The sequence below is a fragment of the Caballeronia fortuita genome, from assembly GCF_001544835.2.
Classification (GTDB): domain Bacteria; phylum Pseudomonadota; class Gammaproteobacteria; order Burkholderiales; family Burkholderiaceae; genus Caballeronia; species Caballeronia fortuita.
The window spans coordinates 360,134-378,584 of the sequence record NZ_FCNX02000005.1 but is presented as its reverse complement, the minus strand read 5'-3'; the positions used below and the strand labels follow the sequence as shown (position 1 = coordinate 378,584).

Annotated in this window: 11 protein-coding genes; 7 read left to right on the top strand and 4 right to left on the bottom strand. The window is 66.9% G+C overall.

The features are described from left to right. Nucleotides 1–125: 125 nt before the first annotated feature. Nucleotides 126–2,840 carry a mechanosensitive ion channel family protein gene (locus tag AWB77_RS12745; RefSeq protein ID WP_061134775.1) on the top strand — a complete coding sequence of 905 codons (2,715 nt, stop codon included), beginning with the start codon at nucleotides 126–128 and terminating at the stop codon, nucleotides 2,838–2,840. Nucleotides 2,841–2,848: 8 nt separating this feature from the next. On the opposite strand, the gene AWB77_RS12740 is transcribed toward AWB77_RS12745, so the two are convergent. Beyond that, on the bottom strand, nucleotides 2,849–3,418 hold the full coding sequence (locus AWB77_RS12740; protein WP_061134774.1) for a cysteine dioxygenase family protein: 570 nt from the start codon (nucleotides 3,416–3,418) through the stop codon (nucleotides 2,849–2,851). Between the two features lie 128 nt (nucleotides 3,419–3,546). Here AWB77_RS12740 and AWB77_RS12735 point away from each other — a divergent pair, with 128 nt between their 5' ends. Together AWB77_RS12735 and AWB77_RS12730 are read left to right on the top strand one after the other, a co-directional pair. Beyond that, nucleotides 3,547–4,020 (top strand): Lrp/AsnC family transcriptional regulator, encoded by a 474-nt coding sequence (locus AWB77_RS12735; RefSeq protein WP_061134773.1) that lies wholly within the window; start codon nucleotides 3,547–3,549, stop codon nucleotides 4,018–4,020. Between the two features lie 308 nt (nucleotides 4,021–4,328). Further along, a complete protein-coding gene (locus tag AWB77_RS12730) occupies nucleotides 4,329–4,550 on the top strand; it encodes a hypothetical protein (protein WP_061134772.1) in 222 nt (73 codons plus the stop codon). An 18-nt stretch (nucleotides 4,551–4,568) separates the two neighbouring features. On the opposite strand, the gene AWB77_RS12725 is transcribed toward AWB77_RS12730, so the two are convergent. Further along, nucleotides 4,569–7,097, bottom strand: a complete 2,529-nt coding sequence (locus AWB77_RS12725; protein WP_061134771.1) for an FUSC family protein — start codon at nucleotides 7,095–7,097, stop codon at nucleotides 4,569–4,571. A gap of 203 nt (nucleotides 7,098–7,300) precedes the next feature. Here AWB77_RS12725 and recC point away from each other — a divergent pair, with 203 nt between their 5' ends. The 4 genes from recC to arfB are packed head-to-tail and all read left to right on the top strand — an operon-like array spanning nucleotide 7,301 to nucleotide 16,792. After that, entirely contained in the window at nucleotides 7,301–10,699 is a 3,399-nt protein-coding gene (gene recC / locus AWB77_RS12720) for an exodeoxyribonuclease V subunit gamma (RefSeq protein ID WP_061134770.1), read from the top strand. After that, nucleotides 10,696–14,415, top strand: coding sequence for an exodeoxyribonuclease V subunit beta (gene recB / locus AWB77_RS12715; protein ID WP_096031122.1), 3,720 nt, complete (start codon nucleotides 10,696–10,698; stop codon nucleotides 14,413–14,415). The genes recC and recB overlap by 4 nt, the downstream gene beginning before the upstream one ends. 2 nt (nucleotides 14,416–14,417) lie before the next feature. Continuing rightward, entirely contained in the window at nucleotides 14,418–16,382 is a 1,965-nt protein-coding gene (gene recD / locus AWB77_RS12710; protein ID WP_061134817.1) for an exodeoxyribonuclease V subunit alpha, read from the top strand. Further along, complete coding sequence (arfB, locus tag AWB77_RS12705) at nucleotides 16,379–16,792, top strand: alternative ribosome rescue aminoacyl-tRNA hydrolase ArfB (protein WP_061134769.1); 414 nt, start codon at nucleotides 16,379–16,381, stop codon at nucleotides 16,790–16,792. The genes recD and arfB overlap by 4 nt, the downstream gene beginning before the upstream one ends. Nucleotide 16,793: 1 nt before the next feature. Here arfB and AWB77_RS12700 read toward each other — a convergent pair whose 3' ends face one another. Then, nucleotides 16,794–17,321 carry a hypothetical protein gene (locus tag AWB77_RS12700; protein ID WP_061134768.1) on the bottom strand — a complete coding sequence of 176 codons (528 nt, stop codon included), beginning with the start codon at nucleotides 17,319–17,321 and terminating at the stop codon, nucleotides 16,794–16,796. Between the two features lie 128 nt (nucleotides 17,322–17,449). Continuing rightward, nucleotides 17,450–18,382: a DMT family transporter gene (locus AWB77_RS12695; protein WP_061134767.1), complete on the bottom strand. Its 933-nt coding sequence runs from the start codon at nucleotides 18,380–18,382 to the stop codon at nucleotides 17,450–17,452. Between the last annotated feature and the right edge of the window lie 69 nt (nucleotides 18,383–18,451).

The window sequence follows — 18,451 nt, the reverse complement described above, 5'->3', positions numbered from 1 at the left end:
CGCGGTAATTGCGGTGATTCGGCTCAGAAAACGATGCGAAACGACTTAACATTCGGTTACGTCCGGGTTGGACGGCGTTCGGCTCCCAGCCGCTAAACTGGCGGTCTTTCAGAATCGAGACCGTTATGAAGTCACGCAAGCTCGCGCCGGAACGCGCGGCGGCGTCTGTCGCGATGTCCTGGATGGCGGCGTTCATGCACATTCGCGCCGGCCTCGCGTATCTGCGTGCGCGGCACGCTTCACGTCACGCTTCACGCCACGCTTCGCGCGCTCGTTCGCCCGCAATGTCGTCGATGCTCGTCGCGCTGGCCGCGTCGATCGCATTCCTGGCGCCCGCCGCCGACGCCGCGCCCGCGCTCACGCTGCCGACCTTCCAGGAACTGATCGCGCCCGCCGCGCCCGCCTCCGCGCCGGATGCCGCGTCGGCACCCGCCATGTCCGACGCCGAGATGTTGCGCTCGCTCGACAACATCATTTCCACGCTCGATAGCGACAAGCAGCGCGCCGCGCTCGTCGCGCAACTCAAGCACCTGCGCGATGCGAAGCGCGCCGCCGACACAGCAGGCCCGGCGCCCGCATCCGGCGCGGCAGCCGCCGCATCGGCGACGGACGCCGCGGCGAGCGGCACGGCGGCGGGCGCGCCGCCGGCTTCGGGCGCAGGGACGTCATCGGTGGTGGCGACGATCGCGCAGAACGCGGGGCTGCTCGGCGCGATCGCGTCGGCGCTCACGAACGTCGAGGCCGACGTGAAGCGCGGCAAGACGCCGATCGCGTATTGGATCGGACGTTTCAACGCCGCCGGCAACGAACTCTTCACGATCGTCACGAGCCAGAGCCGCGAGCCGTTCGGCCGAACGCTGTTCAATTATTTCGCGACGCTCGCCGGCTGGGGCGCGTGCGCGATGGTGCTCGTCTATCTGCAGCGCCGCGTGCAGGCGCGTTATGGCATCGACACCGGCCTGCATTCGAATCCGACGACGCGCGAATTGCTGCTCTTTACACTGCGACGTGTCGCGCCGTATTTGTTCGCGTTCCTCGCGGCGCTGACGTTCACGCACTACATGCCGCTGTCGCTCGGGCGCACGCTCGCGATGGTCACCGCCTATGCGATCGTCGCGGGCGCGGTGTTTTCGGCGATCTGTCTCATCATGTTCTCGCTGTTCGGCTCGGCGCACCGGCGCGTCGCGGTGAACCTGCTCATCATCCGCGCGCGGCGGCTTCTGTTTCTGATCGGCACGCTCGGCGCGCTCGGCGATGCCGCCGCCAATTACGATGTCGCGCAGCAGCTCGGCACCAATCTCTCGGCGCTGATCTCGACGTGCGCGAACATGGGCGCGGCGGCGCTGACCGCGTATTTCGCGCTCACGTTCCAGCGGCCCGTTGCGCATCTGATCCGCAGCCGCACGTACGAACAGCGCAACACGCGCAAGGCTGCGACCGAGACGTTCGAAGTGGTCGCGTCGCTGTGGCAGTTGCCGCTTTTGCTGCTCGCGTCGGCGTCCGTGGTGGCGACGCTGATGGGCATCGGCACCTCGGAGAACGTGTTGCAGATGGCGATCGCGACCGCGGGCCTACTCGTCGTCGCGTTCTTTCTGTCGGCGGTCGTCATCCGCATCACGCGGCCGAAATCGCGCAAGCCGCGCCGGCAATCGGCGTATGTGCGCAGGCTCATCAAATTCGTCGGCACGATGATCGTGGTCGGCGTATGGCTTGCCTTTCTCGAACTGTCGTCGCGCTTCTGGGGCTTTTCGCTCGCGCACATGGCCGAAGAGAGCGTGGCCGCGCGCGGCATCACGCACGCGGTCGCGATGATCGTGCTGACGTTCTTCATCGTCTGGCTGATCTGGATTCTGATCGACACGGGCATTCAGGAAGCGCTCAAGCCCGATGCGTCGCGGCGCGGCGGACGCGGCCCGAGCATGCGCGCGCGCACCATGCTGCCGCTCGTGCGCAACGTCGTGCTCGTGTTTCTGCTGACCGTCGCGGCGATCGTCACGGCGGCGAATCTCGGCCTGAATGTGACGCCGCTGCTCGCGGGCGCGGGCGTGATCGGTCTTGCGGTTGGTTTCGGCGCGCAATCGCTCGTCGCGGATCTGATCACGGGACTCTTCATCATCATCGAAGACACGATTTCGGTCGGCGATTCGATCGAGGTGGAAGGCGGCCACGCAGGCATCGTCGAAAGTCTGACGATCCGCACCGTGCGCCTGCGCGACGGGCAGGGCGCGATCCACGCGATTCCGTTCTCGCAGATCAAGACGGTGAAGAATCTGTCGCGCGACTTCGCGTATGCGGTGTTCGAAGTGCGCGTGCCCTTCACGGCGGACGTCGACGAGGTCACGCAGATGATTCGCGAAGTCGGCGCAGACCTGATGGCCGACCTGCGTTATCGGCTGGAAATGCTCGGTCCGGTCGAAGTGTGGGGACTGGACCGCTTCGATCCGAACTGGATGGTCGTCAAAGGGCAGATCAAGACGCGGCCGTTGCAGCAATGGAGCGTCGCGCGGGCCTTCAATCTGCGCATCAAGCGCAAGATGGACGAAGCCGGCATGGAGATCCCCGTCCCGCAGATGCAGGTGCAGATGACGCGCGATGCGATGCCGGGCGCGGACGCCGAGGGACGCGAGCGCGCCCGGCGCATCTGGACGGGCGAGCCGCCCGCGCCGGTGGAAGAGGACGAGGAACTGGCGGTCGGTCCGGGATTGTCGCGCGAGGCGAAAATGGCCGCCGCCGCGGCGCGCGATGTATCGCACGAACCGCAGCCCGCGCCGCCGCCGACCGATCAATCCGTGCCGATTCCGCCGCAGATTCCGACCGCGCCCGAGCCCGGCAAGGGCTGAGCAATCCTTCAGGCGGCGAGCAGATCGTTGACGTGCGTGGCGATCTGCTCGCCCGCGACGCCGTAAATATGCAGCGACACGGCGCGCGCGGCGGCATCGGCCGGATTGCCGAGTTGATGAATCGCGCCGCGTCCCGCATCCACAAAGGACACCGCGCCCGACTCGCGCGGATGACGCCGCGTCTCGACCGCGCGATGCTCGGCCGCGTCCCAGCGGTAGAGCGTCTCTTCCAGCGTTCCTTCGATTACCGCATAGCCGCACCAGGTCCGATGACCATGCACCGGACTCGCCTGCCCCGGCTCCCAGACGAGCGCGGCGATTGCATAGCGGTCGAACGGATCGGCGGCGAGCAGATGGCGGCAATAGCGCTGCGGATTGCTCACGCGCTGATCGGGGCGCAGCATGCCCGGATCGCCGATCGCGCGTTGCAGCGCGAGGCGCACGCGTTGTCCGAACGAGGCGCGCGGAGCGCCGTGCGCGGCGGCGAGCGCGTCGTCGATCTCGCGGCATAAGCGGTCGATCGCCGGCGATGCCGATGAAAAGGGCCGTGTCGCGCGGCTGACGTGTTCGAGTCGCATAGTGGGATGAGCCGTCTTGTCGTGGTTAATCTATCGGCTCATTTATACCGGCTTGCCTCCAGAATTAGTTTCCATATAATTCCGCTCGGACATCAAGAAATAGAATAATTTCCTCTAAGGGGTGCAGCATGGGAATGGACCTCATCGACCGCAAGCTGCTCGAATTGCTGCAGAACGACGTGACGATGCCCATCGCGGAACTGGCGCAGCGCGTGAACCTTTCGCAGACGCCGTGCTGGAAGCGCGTGCAGCGCCTGAAAGAAACGGGCGTGATCCGCGCGCAGGTGGCCTTGTGCGATCCGAAGAAGCTCGGCGTCGGCACGACGGTTTTCGTCGCGGTGCGCACGAATCAGCACACGCAGATCTGGGCGGAAGACTTCACGCGCGCGGTCCGTGACATTCCGGAAGTGGTCGAGGTGTACCGGATGAGCGGCGAGACGGACTATCTGTTGCGCGTCGTGGTGTCGGACATCGACGATTACGACCGCGTGTACAAGCAACTCATCCGTGCGGTGCCGCTGTACGACGTGAGCTCGAGCTTCGCGATGGAGCAGATCAAATATTCGACGGCGCTTCCGGTGAGACCGACACTCGAGCCCTGAAAGGCGCGCACGAGAAAAAGAAAAGCCGCCCGGGCGGGCGGCTCAACGCGTCCGGTCACGAGGTATCCCGGCATGTGCCCCTTGCAGCCCTCGCCGGGATCGGACGCGCATGGAATCGCGATTAGTATCGTCATTCGGACGGGCGTCGTTCAAGCGCGGCCGTGAACCACACAATTTCGCGACGCTCGTGCGCGTTCCGAAACGATGCGTACGACCGCGCGCGATTTGCAATCGGCGTTTCGCAACCCATCTGAAAACCAGTCCGGTTACCATGTGGGACTTTCCGAAACGTCGCCACGAACCTTTTCATGACTCACGACCCCCGCGATCCCCGCCGCCCGGACGGTGCGCCCAGAAAGAATCCGACCCGCGCCGTCAGCGTGTTCATCGTCGTCGTGGTGCTGCTCGTGATCGGCACGATTCTCTTCAACGCGATCCGCGAAAAGCGCGAGTTCGACCGCGACAACGCTCAGCCTTCCGCCGCGAGCGATGTGCGGCCGGCGGTCCCGGCTGTCGGCGCATCGCAGTAACCAAGCCTCGATAGCACCTCAGACCGGCAGGCGAATCTGCGCGGCGTCCTTGCCGATGAGCGATGACGCGGTCAGCATCTGCTTGCATTGATGCGCGAGCAGCTTGAGATCGTGAAGCGCATCGGCGGGCAGCATCTGCGCGCGCTCGGCATCGACGACCATGCGGTCCAGATCGCGCCGCAGTTCCTTGAGCGCGTCGGCTTGCGCGGGTGGCGCGTCCGGTTTCGCCGGAGCAGGCAGTTCGCCCTCCGCGCCGGCGAGGTTGTCGCGCACGATGCCGAAGGTGCGCTGCACCGGCTCGAACGGCTGACCGCCCGCTTCATTGAGCGATTGCAGAAGCGGCGCGGCGGCGGTGATCTGCGACGCGAGCACATGGCTTTGCACGAGCAGATCGTTGAGTTCGGCGACATAGCGCTGCTGCGCCTTCGGTTCCAGCATCATGCGCTGGAACGCCTGCGCGAGATTGGCGAACGCGATGTGCACGTTCTTGCGCGCGAGGCGGTAGCGGAAGTCGCGGTCGAGCGCGGTGGCGGCGACGGTCGCCGCCGCGGACGCGCCCTTGCTCGCGGTGGCCGCCGTGCTCTCGCCGATACTCACCGACGACAATCGCTGCGCCGTGGCGCTCGCGGCTTTCATCGCGGAATCGGCGACGATCGCGGGTTCGGGCGGTGGCGTTTCGATGGTTGCATCATCGGCTGATTGCGCCGTGATCGCCACGCTCTGCGCCGAAGCCGCCACCGCGCCCGCATTCGCATCGGCGAAAACCGCGTGATCCACGGGCGTTTCCACGCTCGCGGACGATGCCGCCGCTGCGCGCGTCTTCTCGGTCTGACTCGCGCGCCACCACCAGCTCGCTTCGAGATAGTTGCGCGTCGCCGCGAGCAGGTCTTTCACGAGCTTGCCCATCAGCCGATATTCCCAATACGGAAACAGATGGCTCGCCGCGATGGCGATAGCGCAACCGACGACCGTATCGATCGCGCGCTCGCCGATGATCCGCATGTTGCCCGGCGCGAGCAAATGGAACATCAGCAGCACATACGACGACGTGAACACGACGCTCGCCGCGTAATTGAAGAGCAGCAGGCTGTAGCTCATCACCATCGACGCGAACATCACGACGAGCAGGATATGCGGGTCCTTGAAGAACAGGATCAGCGCGATGGTCACCGCGCAGCCGATCGCCGTGCCGATGATCCGCTGCGTGTTGCGCTGCTTGGTGAGCGAGTAGCCGGGCTTCAGGATGATGACCGTGGTCATCACGATCCAGTACGCGTTCGTGAGCGGCAAAAGACGCCCGAGCCAGAATCCGATGCCCACCGCGATGGTCACGCGCAGCGCGTGCCGGAAGCTTGGCGAGGACATCGTGAGATTCGAAAAAATCTGCATGAACGGCACGCGCCGGCTCGATATGAAACGCGACAACGCATGATCGATCTGCACTTCGGTTTCGGTCGCGCTCGCATCGTCACGGGTGCGGCGGCGCATCTTGTCGATAAGACGCGTCGCGCTCCATAAACGCCGGAACACGGCCGCCGCCGCCGCGTAGGCCTCGGGGCTCTTCTCGGGCAGGCCGTGCTTGCGCATCAGCTCCAGTTCGTATTCGATCGCGCGCAACTCGGCCTTCATGCTGATCTGCCGGTCGGCGGCGTTGTTCTGCAACACGGCAAGGCCGATTTCCTCGAGATCGGCGCTCGCCTTTCTCATCAGGTCGCGATAGAAGATCAGCACGTCCGAGCCCGCGAAGGTCTTGCGCACGAGCGGATAATCCGTATGCGCGCCGACGAAGAATTCGTGCAGATCGACCACGTTGATGAAGAGATTGAAAAGCCGCGCGCGCCGTGCATCGAGCTTGCCGGATTTCACCTTCGGCAGATTGCGCAGCACGATGTCGCGCGCCGCTTCCTGCCGCTCGACGGCCGCGATCTGCTTTTCGATCAGCACGCGATAACACTCGTCGAGATCGGCGTCGCCGTCGTAGAACTCGGCGCGCGCGAGCAGGTACTCCGCGCAACTGAAGATGCTTTCGGCCAGCGCCTGCTGCTCGATGCGATAGACGAGCAGCCGGCTGACGAGCGTTGCCCAGTACGTGTACCAGAGACCGCCCAGAAGAATCCACGATGCGTTGATGAGCGCCTGCATCGGCGTGAAATGCTCTTCGAGCGTGACGACCATCATGAAGAGCGTCGCGAAGCTGATCTGCGGCCAGCGATTGCCATACACGACGATCAGCGACAGCACGAAGGTCAACGGCACGATGGTGAGCCAGAGCGTGAGCGGATGCGCCGTCGCGATGCCCGTTGCGAGCGCCGCGAAGAAGCCGATCAGCGTGCATGCGAGCATTTCGTTGTGCTTGTGCCTGAGCGGTCCGGGCATGTCGACGACACACGCGCCGAGCGCGCCGGTCGCGATCGTGAAACCAAGCTCGCGATTGTCAAACACGATGAGCATCAGGACGGCGGGCAGCGACACGCCCAGCGCGATGCGCAGTCCGCCGAAGAAATACTGGCTGTAAATGAACTTCCTGATTTCGAACGAATAACGCATCGACTTCCTGTTTTGACGCTCTTTGATTTTGCGGGGACGAAGCGAGAATCGAGTCTAACTCAACTCCCCAAGGCTTCGGACCTCGGCCATTCGGCCAGGTTCTCGGCTGCGGGCGCGCTTTGCTATGCTGGCGCATGAACTGACAAAGCTTTTCAAATTCCGCTTCGTCGAAGCCTTCACACGCCGTCTGCAAGCTGCTTTCCATGCTCGAACTCTTTTATTCGAATCGTCACGAGACGCTCGCCGCGGCGCTCTTCGAGGACCTCGACGCATTCGCCATGCGCGAGAGCGATCCCTTCGCGCGCGAGTCCGTCATCGTGCCGAGCGCGGCGTTGCGCCGCCGGCTCGAACTCGACATGGCGGGGCGCTTCGGCATCTGCGCGAACGTCGACTTTTGCTATCTCGCGCAATGGCTTTGGGCGCAGATCGGCCGCGTGCTGCCGGTGCCCGCGCATTCGCCGTTCGCGCCCGACCGGCTCGCGTGGCGCTGCTACCGGCTTTTCGAGGATTCGTCGATCGGCGATTCGGCGCGGCTGTCGACGTATCTGAATGCCGCCGACGACTCCATGCGCTACGAACTCGCGCGCCGCATCGCGACGGTCTTCGATCACTATCTGACGTATCGCCCGGAGTGGCTCACGCACTGGCAGGCGGGCGGCTCGATCCTCGCCGGAAGCAGCGCCGAAATCGACGCGCGCGGCCCGCGTCTTTCGGGCGCGAACGACATCCAGCGCGAGGACGAGCGCTGGCAACGAGCGCTGTGGCGCGCGCTGCTCGCGGACCTTGCCCACGACGCGAACGGCGACGCGAAAGACCCGACGCCGCCCGCATACCGCTTTCTGGCCGATTCCCCAGGTTTCGATCTCGATGTCGTCATGCGCGCGCAATGGCCGCGCCGCATCAGCGTGTTCGCCTTGCCGACGATGCCGCCGCTGCACATCGCGCTCTTGCGCGAGCTGTCGCGCTGGATCGACGTGCGCGTCTATGCGCAGAATCCTTGCCGCGAGTTCTGGTTCGATATCGTGAGCGAAGCGCGCGTCGAGCAACTCGAATTGAAGGGCGAAGCGGACTATCAGGAAGTCGGTCATCCGCTGCTCGCGGAGTGGGGACGGCAGACGCAGGCGCAACTCCACATGCTGCACGAGCTCACCGAAAGCGCGGCGTCGAGCGAGCGTCAGCTTTACGAGGACAATCCCGCGCCCACCTGGCTCGCGCGCCTGCAGAACGGCATCCTCGCGCTCGATGAAGAGCGCGCCGCGCCGCAGCCGGAAGACATCGTCGATAACGGCATCGAAGTGCATGTGTGTCACAGCCTGTCGCGCCAGCTCGAAGTGCTGCACGACCGCCTGCTCGACTGGTTCGACGCTATCGAAGGGCTGGAGCCGTCGGACGTGCTCGTCGCATTTCCGGACCTCGCCGTGGCCGGGCCGCTCATCGACGGCATTTTCGGCACTGCGCCCGCTGGCGCGAGCAACGAGCGTCGGCGCATTCCATATCGGATCACGGGTTTGCCGCCGTCGCAGGCGAACCCCGTCGCGCGCGCGCTTCTCGACTGGCTCGCGCTCACCGAGCGCAGCGTCGGCGCGCCCGAGCTCGTCGAATGGCTGCGCGTCGATGCGATCGCGGCGCGTTACGGCATCGACGCCGTCGCGCTCGAAACGGCGCAGGCGTGGCTCGCGGCGGCGGGTGCGCGGCGCGGCCTGCGTCCCGATGAAGTCACGGCGGACGACGTGCCCGCCGCGCGCCACACTTTCGCCGATGCGCTCACGCGGCTCTATCTCGGCTACGCGCTGCCGGGCGGCGGCGCGCCGGTCGCGGAATGGCTGCCGATCGAAGGCGCGAACGGCTCGGACGCCGAGCTGCTCGGCCGCCTGACGCGCTTCGTCGACGATATCGACGCGTTCGCCGAACGCATCGCGAGTCCACGCACCGCGCGCGCCTGGGGCGATCTGCTGCTCGACGCGCTCGAACGTTTCTTCGATGCGGGCGTCGCGTTCACCGATGCCATCGGCGACGTGCGCCGCGCGATCGATGCGCTGATCGTCGCGATGGACGAGGGCGCGGGCGCGACTGACGTATCGGCAGCCGTGATCCGCACCGCGCTCACCGACACGCTCGACGATCCCGCGCGCGGCGGCGTGCCGTGGGGCGGCGTCACGTTCTCGTCGCTGACGAGCCTGCGCGGGCTGCCGTATCGGGTCGTGTGTCTGCTCGGCATGGACGACGGCATGCTGCCGAGCCTCACGCGTGCCGACGAGTTCGACCTGATGGCGCGTTTCGGCAAGCTCGGCGACCGGCAGCGCCGCGACGACGAGCGCAATCTCTTCCTCGACCTCGTCCTCGCGGCGCGCGACCGGCTGATGATCGCGTACACGGGCCGCAGCATCCGCGATAACGCCGTGCTGCCGCCTGCCGCGCTCATCGACGAACTGCTCGACTATCTCGCGCATTCCGTCGCGGGCAAGCATGCGGCCCCGGACGACCTCGCGCAGGCGCGCGCGCGCTTCGTGTTCGAACATCCGCTGCAGCCGTATGCGCCCGAGTATTTTCGCGACGATGGCAGGCTCTTCACTTACGAGCCCGAGCGTGCCGAACTCGCGCGCGCACTGGAGTCGGGCAAGTCGCAGTCCGTCGCGCGTTTCTTCTCTTCGCCGTTGCCGCCGGAAGACGACGTGGAAACCGTCGCATTCGATGACTTCGTGCGTTTCTGGCGGCATCCGGCGCGCGCGCTGTTGCGCGATCGTCTGGGCATCGCGCTCGTCGATGCCGAATCCGAACTCGACGACGCCGAGCCGTTCGAACTGGGCTTCGCGGGCCGCGATGCGCTCGCCGCGCGCGTGCTGCCCGCGCTGCTCGACGCCGCCGAAGACGGCGATCGCGCCGCGCGCGAACGTGCGAGACGCGTCGCGCGCGCGAGCCCCGAAATGCCGGGGGGCGCGACGGGCGGCGTGTGGCAGGCGCGCGAGCTTCATGCGTTGGGACAACTGGCCGAACGCGTGCGCGCATCGACCTCGGCGGGTGTCGAACGTCTTCCGTTCGCGCTCGATCTCGCGCCGCGCTGGCCGGGCACGGCAGACGTCGCGCTATTCGGCGCGCATGACGACGCGCTCGCCGACACGCGCCCGATGACGCTCGTCGGCACCCTGAACGCGCTGACGCCGCAAGGCCAGGTGATCTATCGCTACGACGCGCCGCGTGCGCGCGACTATCTGTCCGCGTGGCTCGCGCATCTCGCGTACTGCGCGGCGCTGCCCGACGGTCCGCGCCGCACGATCTGGCACGGGCGCGGCGCGCAATCGGCGGATTTCGAACTCACGCCCGTCGCCGATCCTCACGCGCATCTCGCCGCGCTCGCGTCGCTCTATCGCGCGGGAAGGCGCATGCCGCTGCGCTTCTTTCCGAAGAGCGCCTGGCTCAAGGTGAACGAGGGCGATTCGAAAGCGCAGGCCGCGTGGGAGTCCGATCGCACGCGCGCCGAATCCGATGATCCGGTGTTTCGCATCGCGTTTCGCGGCGCGGACCTCGCCCTCGACGATGTCTTCGCCACGGTCGCGCGCATCGTCTTCGAACCGCTCGTGCAGCACCTGCGGAGCGGCGCATGACGACTCTGAACTCAACCATGGAAAACATCGACGTGCGGGAACTCGACGTCTTCTCCTGCGCGCTCGACGGCGTAAACCAGATCGAGGCGTCGGCGGGCACGGGCAAGACCTGGAACATCTGCGCGCTCTACGTGCGTCTCCTGCTCGAAAAGCGTCTGTCGGTCGAGCAGATTCTCGTCGTGACGTTCACGAAGGCGGCGACCGCAGAATTGCACGAGCGCATCCGCTCGCGGCTCGCGGGCGTCGCGCATGCGATCGAAAACGGCGATGCGGCCGGCGATCCGTTCGTCGAGCAACTCTTCGACACGACGCTCGCCGATATCGATGCCGAAGAAGCGGCGAAGCGTCTGCGCATCGCGGTGTCGACATTCGATCAGGCCGCGATCCACACGATCCACGCGTTCTGCCAGCGCGCGCTGCAGGAAGCGCCGTTCGCCGCCGCGATGCCGTTCGCGTTCGAGATGGAAGCCGACGACAGCGCGTTGCGCTTCGAACTCGCCGCCGACTTCTGGCGCGAGCGTGTGGAGCCGGTCGCGGCGCGCACGCCGTCGTTCGCGTCGTGGCTCGTCGGGAAGGGCGCGGGGCCGGCGTCGCTCGATGCGCAGCTTGCGCGGCGTCTGAAGAAGCCGCTTGCCGCGCTGCGTTTCGGCGACACGAACGCAGCCGCCGCCGCCGACGTCCAGGCGATCTTCGACGAAGCCTGCGCGCTGTGGCATGCCGAGCGCGACGCCATTGTCAAGCTGCTGTCCGATGCGCAAGGCGCGTTGAAGGCGAACAGCTACAGCGCGAAGATCGTCGGCGAGGCCATCGAGGCGTGGAGCGCCTACTTCGCGGAAGGCGATTGCCACGCAGCGCCGCCCGAGCGGGCGCTGAAGCTCACGGCAACCGCGCTCGCAAAGGGAACCAAGGTCAAGAACACACCGCCCGCGCACGCCTTCTTCGATCAGGCCGATGCGCTCGCCGCAACCGCCGCCGCAGCGGAAGCGGCGCAGCGCGCGATGTGGCTCGGCGTCGTGCGCGAGTGGCTCGATTACGCGCCCGCCGAACTCGCCGCGCGAAAGCGCGCGCGCCGCGTGGTGTCGTTCGACGATCTGCTGTCGAACCTGCATCACGCGCTCGTGAAGCACGCGTGGCTCGCCGAGGCGTTGCGGGCGCGTTATCCGGCCGCGCTCATCGACGAATTCCAGGACACCGATCCGCTGCAGTTCGCCATCTTCGACCGCGTGTTCGCGCCGCACGGGCCGCTCTTTCTGGTTGGCGATCCGAAGCAGGCGATCTACAGTTTCCGTGCCGCCGACCTGCACACGTATCTCGCAGCGCGCGAAGGCGCGAGCGCGCGCTATACGCTCGCGGTCAATCAGCGTTCGACGCCGTCGATCATCGAAGCGTGCAATCGCGTGTTCGAGGCGAATCCGGCGGCGTTCATCCTCGACGGGCTCGACTATCAGCCGGTGCGCGCGGGTTCGCGCAAGCGCGGTCCGTTCGTCGACGCGACGCCGGCCGCCGCGTATTCCGATATCGCCGATTTCTGCGTGTGGATGCTGCCGCACGGCGAATCGGCGCTGTCCAAGGCGAATGCGCGGCGCGACGCCGCGCAAGCCTGCGCCGCCGAAATCGCGCGGTTGTTGCGCGGTGCGCAGCGAGGCGAGGTGACTATCGGGGAAACGCCGCTTTCGGCGGGCGATATCGCCGTGCTCGTGCAGACGCATCGGCAGGGCAGTCTGGTCAAGCGCGTGCTCGCGGCGTGGGGTATCGGCAGCGTGGAACTGGCGCAGGCGTCGGTGTTCGGCTCGCTCGACGCCGAGCAGATCGAGCGCGTGCTCGCCGCCATCGACACGCCGGGCGATCTGCGCCGCCTGCGTGCCGCGCTCGCGACCGACTGGTTCGGGCTCGACGCCGCGGCGCTCTGGCGGCTCGAACACGCGGACGCGGCCGATCCGCACGGCGAGCCGATCGATTCGACGAGCTGGGTCGAGCGCTTCTCGCGTTATCGGACGATCTGGCACGAGCGCGGCTTCGCGGTGATGTGGCGCACGCTCGCGCGCGAGTTGTCCATCGCGACGCGTCTCGTCGCCCGGCCCGACGGCGAGCGCCGGCTGACCAACGTGCATCATCTCGCGGAGCTGTTGCAGGCGCGCTCGGCGGAGCAGCCGGGCATCGCGCCGACGCTGCGCTGGCTCGCGGCGATGCGCGAGCAACAGGGCGGCGGCGAAGAGGCGCAGTTGCGTCTCGAATCGGATCGCAATCTCGTGCAGATCGTGACCGTCCACAAGTCGAAGGGGCTGGAATATGCGGTCGTGTTCTGTCCGTTCCTGAACGACGGCACCGCGCTCGCCGCGTCGAAATCCGGCCTGCCCGATGCACGCGAGTATCACGACGACGCCGGCGTGGCGGTACTGCATTACGGCATCGAAGGCGACGAGGACGCGCTCGTCAGCGCGGCCATCGCACGCGAACAGGCGGCCGAGCGCGCGCGCCTCGTGTATGTCGCGTTGACGCGCGCGGTGTTCCGCTGCTATGTCGTCGCGGGCGCGTATGTGTCGAACGTGTCGAACCGCTCGACGAAGGAATCGCGCCGCAGCGTGCTCAACTGGCTCGTCGCGGGCAGCGGAAAAACCTTCGACGCCTTCTGCGCCGAGCCGCCCGAGGAAGCGGACATCATCGCGGCGTGGCACGCGGTCGCGGCGCGTTCGGATGGCGCGATGGGCGTCGCGCCGCTGCCGGTCATCGACATGCGCGAGCCGCTCGCCGCCGATGCATCCCACGAACACGAGATCGCCGCGCGCACGAATCAGCGCATCCTGCGCGACCGCTGGCGCATGGCAAGCTTCAGTTCGCTGATCGCGGCCGGCGCGCGCGACGAAGCGAATCAGGCGCAGCCGCCCGAAGCGCGTCCCGATCACGACGAACTCGCCGCACTCGACGACCCCGTGCGCGCCGATGCCGCCACGCGCGACGAAGCGCAGTTCGATCCCGACGACATCCTCGCGTTTCCGCGCGGCGCGGCGGCGGGCGAATGCCTGCATCGCATGTACGAGCTGGCGGATTTCACCGAGCCGTCGGGCTGGCCCGCAGCCATCGAACGCGCGCTGCACGAGCATCCGACGCCCGCGCCCGAAGCGCTCGCGCCGCGCCTTCGTCCGATGATGCTGCGTCTTCTCGCCGATACCGTCGCGTCCGAAATCGCGCCCGGCATGCGGCTCCGAACCATCGCGCCGGCGCGCCGCATGAACGAGCTGGAGTTTCTCTTTCCCGCCGAGTCGCTCGATTTCACCGCGCTGCGGCGCGTGCTTTCGACGCACGGCTTTCCCGACGTCGCGCTGGAGTCGGGCGCGTTGCGCGGATTCATCAAGGGTTTCATCGACATGATCGTCGAGCACGACGGCCGCTTCTGGATTATCGACTGGAAGTCGAATCATCTGGGCGATGCCGCATCCGATTACGCCGCCGCGCCGCTCGCCGTCGCGATGGCGGAGCACGCGTATCACCTTCAGGCGCTGATCTACGTCGTGGCATTGCATCGCTATCTGCGCGCGCGGCTCGCCGGTTACGCGTACGAAACGCATATCGGCGGCTATCTGTATCTTTTCGTGCGCGGCGTGCGTCCCGGCTGGCGCGACGGCGAGGCCGCGAGCGGCGTGCATCGCGGCAGGCCGTCGCTGGAACTGGTCGAAGCGCTCGATCGATTGATGGCGGGAGGCGGAGGCGCGGCATGAGCATGCCCGACGCCTTCGAAACATTCGACGCGCTCGACCCCGCGCGCCCCGTGCCCGCGCCCGCCGATGAAAACGCGGCGCTCGCCGAAGGTTTCGCGCGCCGCATGAGCGCGCTCGCGTCCCGGCTCGGCGCGGACGAAGCCGGCGCGCTGTGGGCCGAACGCGCCGCGCTCGCGATGAGCCGCGCGACCGCGCAGGGCCACGTGTGTCTGCCGCTCGCCGCGCTCGCGCGCCGTCACGAAGCGCGTTTCAACGAGGCGCGCGATGCGCTGCTTGCGAGCGGCGTTGCTTGCCTCGTGCGCAGCGACGCGCGCGCGGACGCGGCGGATCTGCTGCCGCTCGTCATCGATGAGGACGGGCGGCTTTATCTCGCGCGCTATTACGACTACGAACGGCGGCTCGCGCGCGCGCTCGTCGAACGCTCGCGCGAGGCGGGCGTGCCCGTTCCGCGAGAGGACATCGCGCGGCAGGCGGAGCGCATCGCGCGTTATTTCGGGCCGCGCGCCGACGATGACATCGACTGGCAGCGCGTCGCCGCGTTCGTCGCGCTGGCGGGACGGCTGACGATCGTGAGCGGGGGGCCGGGCACCGGCAAGACGACGACCGTCGTCGGCGTGCTCGCGTGCCTTCTCGATGCCGATCCAGGCTTGCGCATCGCGCTCGCCGCGCCGACCGGCAAGGCCGCGCAGCGCATGCAGGAGGCGCTCATCGAACGCGCGGATACGCTGCCCGCCGAACTCGCCGCGCGTCTGCCGCGCACGTCGTTCACGTTGCAGCGGCTCTTGGGCGCGCAGTCGGACGGGCGGTTCCGGCATCATCGGGACAATCCTTTGCCTTACGATGTGATCGTCGTCGACGAAGCGTCGATGATCGACGTCGCGCTCGCCGCGCATCTGCTCGAAGCCGTCGCGCCGGCGAGCCGCCTCGTGATGCTCGGCGACAAGGATCAGTTGTCGGCGGTGGAAGCGGGCGCGGTGTTCGCGGAATTGAGTGCGCAGCCGTCGTTCAGCCGCGCGGGCGTGGCGCGGATCGCGGCGGCGCTTTCGGTCGATGCGAAGCGGCTCGAAGCGGCGCTGCCGAACGCCGCGTCCGCCGGCGATGCGCAAGGCTTCGGCGATCTCTTCGACACGAAGGCCGAACCCGCGCTGACCGATTGCGTCGTGTGGCTGCAGAAGAACTATCGTTTCGGGCTCGAATCGGATATCGGCCGTCTGTCGGTCGCGATCCGCGACGGCGACGAAAAAGCCGCGCTCGATGCACTCGATCCCTCCGGCGAGCGCGCGGCCGCGCTCGTCGACGATGGCGACGCGGCGCTGTCCGAGCGCACGCTCGCCCGCCTCGCCAAAGGTTTCGCGCCGTACGCCGAAGCACTGGCCGGCGCGCTCGATGGCGCGCAGACCGATCACGCGTTGCTTTTCGACGCGCTCAATCGTTTCCGCGTGCTGTGCGCGACGCGCAAAGGGCCGCGCGGCGTCGACGAAGTGAATGCGCGCGTCGCCGGAAAAGTGCGCGAGCAGGCGGGCATCGCGCTTGCGCTCGGTGCGCAATGGTTTGCCGGGCGGCCGGTGATCGTCACGCGCAACGACTACGCGCTCGGGCTTTTCAACGGCGATATCGGCATTGCGCTGCCGGGCGTGGACGGCCTGTTGCGGGTCGCGTTCCGCATGGCTGATGGCGCGCTGCGCTACGTGTCGCCCGCCGCGCTGCCGCCGCACGACACCGCGTTCGCGCTCACCGTGCACAAGTCGCAGGGCTCGGAGTTCGAGCATGCGGCGCTCGTGCTGCCGGGCGCATTCGTGCGCGTGCTGTCGCGCGAACTGGTTTATACGGCGATCACGCGGGCGAAGCGCAGAATCGAAGTAATCGGCTCGGCAGCGATCTTCGCGCAGGCGGTCAGGGAGCCGACGCGGCGCGATTCCGGACTGGCCGCGAGAATGCAGCGCTTATCGAAGGATTTCCAACGATGACCATCACCGACAGCCTCAGCGTGCCGCCGAACGAGATCGAGCTGACAGCCGTGCGCGCGCAGGGCGCGGGCGGTCAGAACGTCAACAAGGTGTCGAGCGCGATCCATCTGCGCTTCGACATCCGCGCGTCGTCGTTGCCGGAGCACATCAAGGCGCGACTGCTCGCGCTCGCCGACAGCCGCGTCACGCGCGAGGGCGTGGTCGTCATCAAGGCACAGGAGCATCGGACGCAGGACATGAACCGCGCCGCCGCGCTCGCACGTCTCGACGAGCTGATCCGCAGCGTTTCGGTGACGCGGCGCGCGCGCATCGCGACGAGGCCGACGCGCGCATCGCAGTTGCGGCGCGTCGAAGGCAAGGTGAAGCGCGGCGCGATCAAGGCCGGGCGAGGGCCGGTGCGCGGCGACTAGTTCAGTTCTTTTGCCATTGCGCGGGCAAATCGACGCGCGGTCCGAAGAAGTACGACTTCAGCGCATCGCGCCCGATCACGCGGCCCAGTTCCGAGAAGGCGCAGTAGTTGCCGATCATCAGGAACAGCAGGATCTGGATGGCCCAGAACTGCGGCCAGTTGATATGCGCGAGGAGCATGTGATTGGCCGCGGCAAGACCATGCGTCTCCTTCCAGAAATCGAAGAGGCGCTCGAGATAGTGCAGGATGCCCGCGATGACTGTGTAAATGAGCGTTTTCCATGCGGCGTTCCAGATCAGCGGATGATCCGGATAGCGGTTGATGAAGGGCAGCATATCCGCGAGCAACACGGCCTTGCCGAGAATCAGCGACGCCACGATCACCGAGATGGAAGTGGGAAGCGAGATACCGGTGCTTTTCACCATCAGCGCGCGGATGATGACGACGGCATGCAGGACCACGAAGAAAAAGAGCGTCGGTGCGACCATCTTCATCATTTCGTGCTTGATTTTGGCAAATGGATGACCCATGACGCCTCCCGGCAAAAACGCGAAGGATGACGCGGTGCGATGCAGCTCGCAACGGTCATCCAGGAAATTTCACCATCCTGAAGAAAAGGGCTACGCATAGGCGGCGAGGCGTTGCGGAAGCGTCTGCGTCACGGCGCGAGCTTGCGCCGTCCAGAAAACGGCAGGCGCTTCACGACGCCCGTCGCGAGCGCGGTGCCCGCGAGCACGATCGAGCAGCCGGCGATCATCATCAGCGAAACGTGTTCGCCGAGAAAGAGCGCGCCCCACAAGATGCCGAAGAGCGGAATCACGAAGGTGACGGTCATCGCGCGCGCGGGGCCCGCGACCGCCACCAGATGGAAATAGATGAAATAGGCGATGCCCGTGCAGCCGATGCCGAGCGCCAGCACCGCGCCCCAGGCGTGCGCGGAAACCGGCGCGGCGGGCCAGGTGAGGAACGCGATCGGTGCGAGCGTGAGGGTTGCGCCCATCATGCTGCCGGCCGCGTTGGTCATCGCGTCGACGTCCATCAGGTACTTCTTCGCGAAGTTGCCCGCGACGCCGTACAGTGCCGATGCCGCGAGCGCCGCCGCCGCGGCGAGCATGCCCTGCACCGGCAGCGCGGCGTCGTGCTGGGCGTGCTCCGGCGCGATCTGGTTCCACACGAGCACGAGCACGCCCGCGAAGCCGATCGCCATGCCGATCGTGCGCGCGGTCGTCAGGCGGTCCTTGAGCCACAGGAAGGCGACAAGCGCGCCGAAGAGCGGCGTCGTCGCGTTGATGACGGAGGTTGCGCCGGCCGACAGCGTCAGTTCGGCATAGGCAAAAAGACAGAAGGGCGCGGCCGAATTCAGAATGCCGACCACGAGCAACTGGAGCCAGCGCGCCCGGAGCGTCGCGACGGTGGCGGCAAGCGGGCGGCGCGAAAGCAGCATCGCGATCAGGAACACGGCGCCGATGCCCACGCGCAAGGCCATCAGCGGTGCGACGCCGAACTCGGCAACGCCGACGCGAATAAAGAGAAACGACGCGCCCCACAGGGCGGCGAGCACGATCAGTTGCAGCAGATTGGCGGATGACATGGCGAGGCGGACTTCGGAAGGCTTGTCGAAAGTCCGCGCATGTTAGCACCGCGCCCGTATCGAAATTCA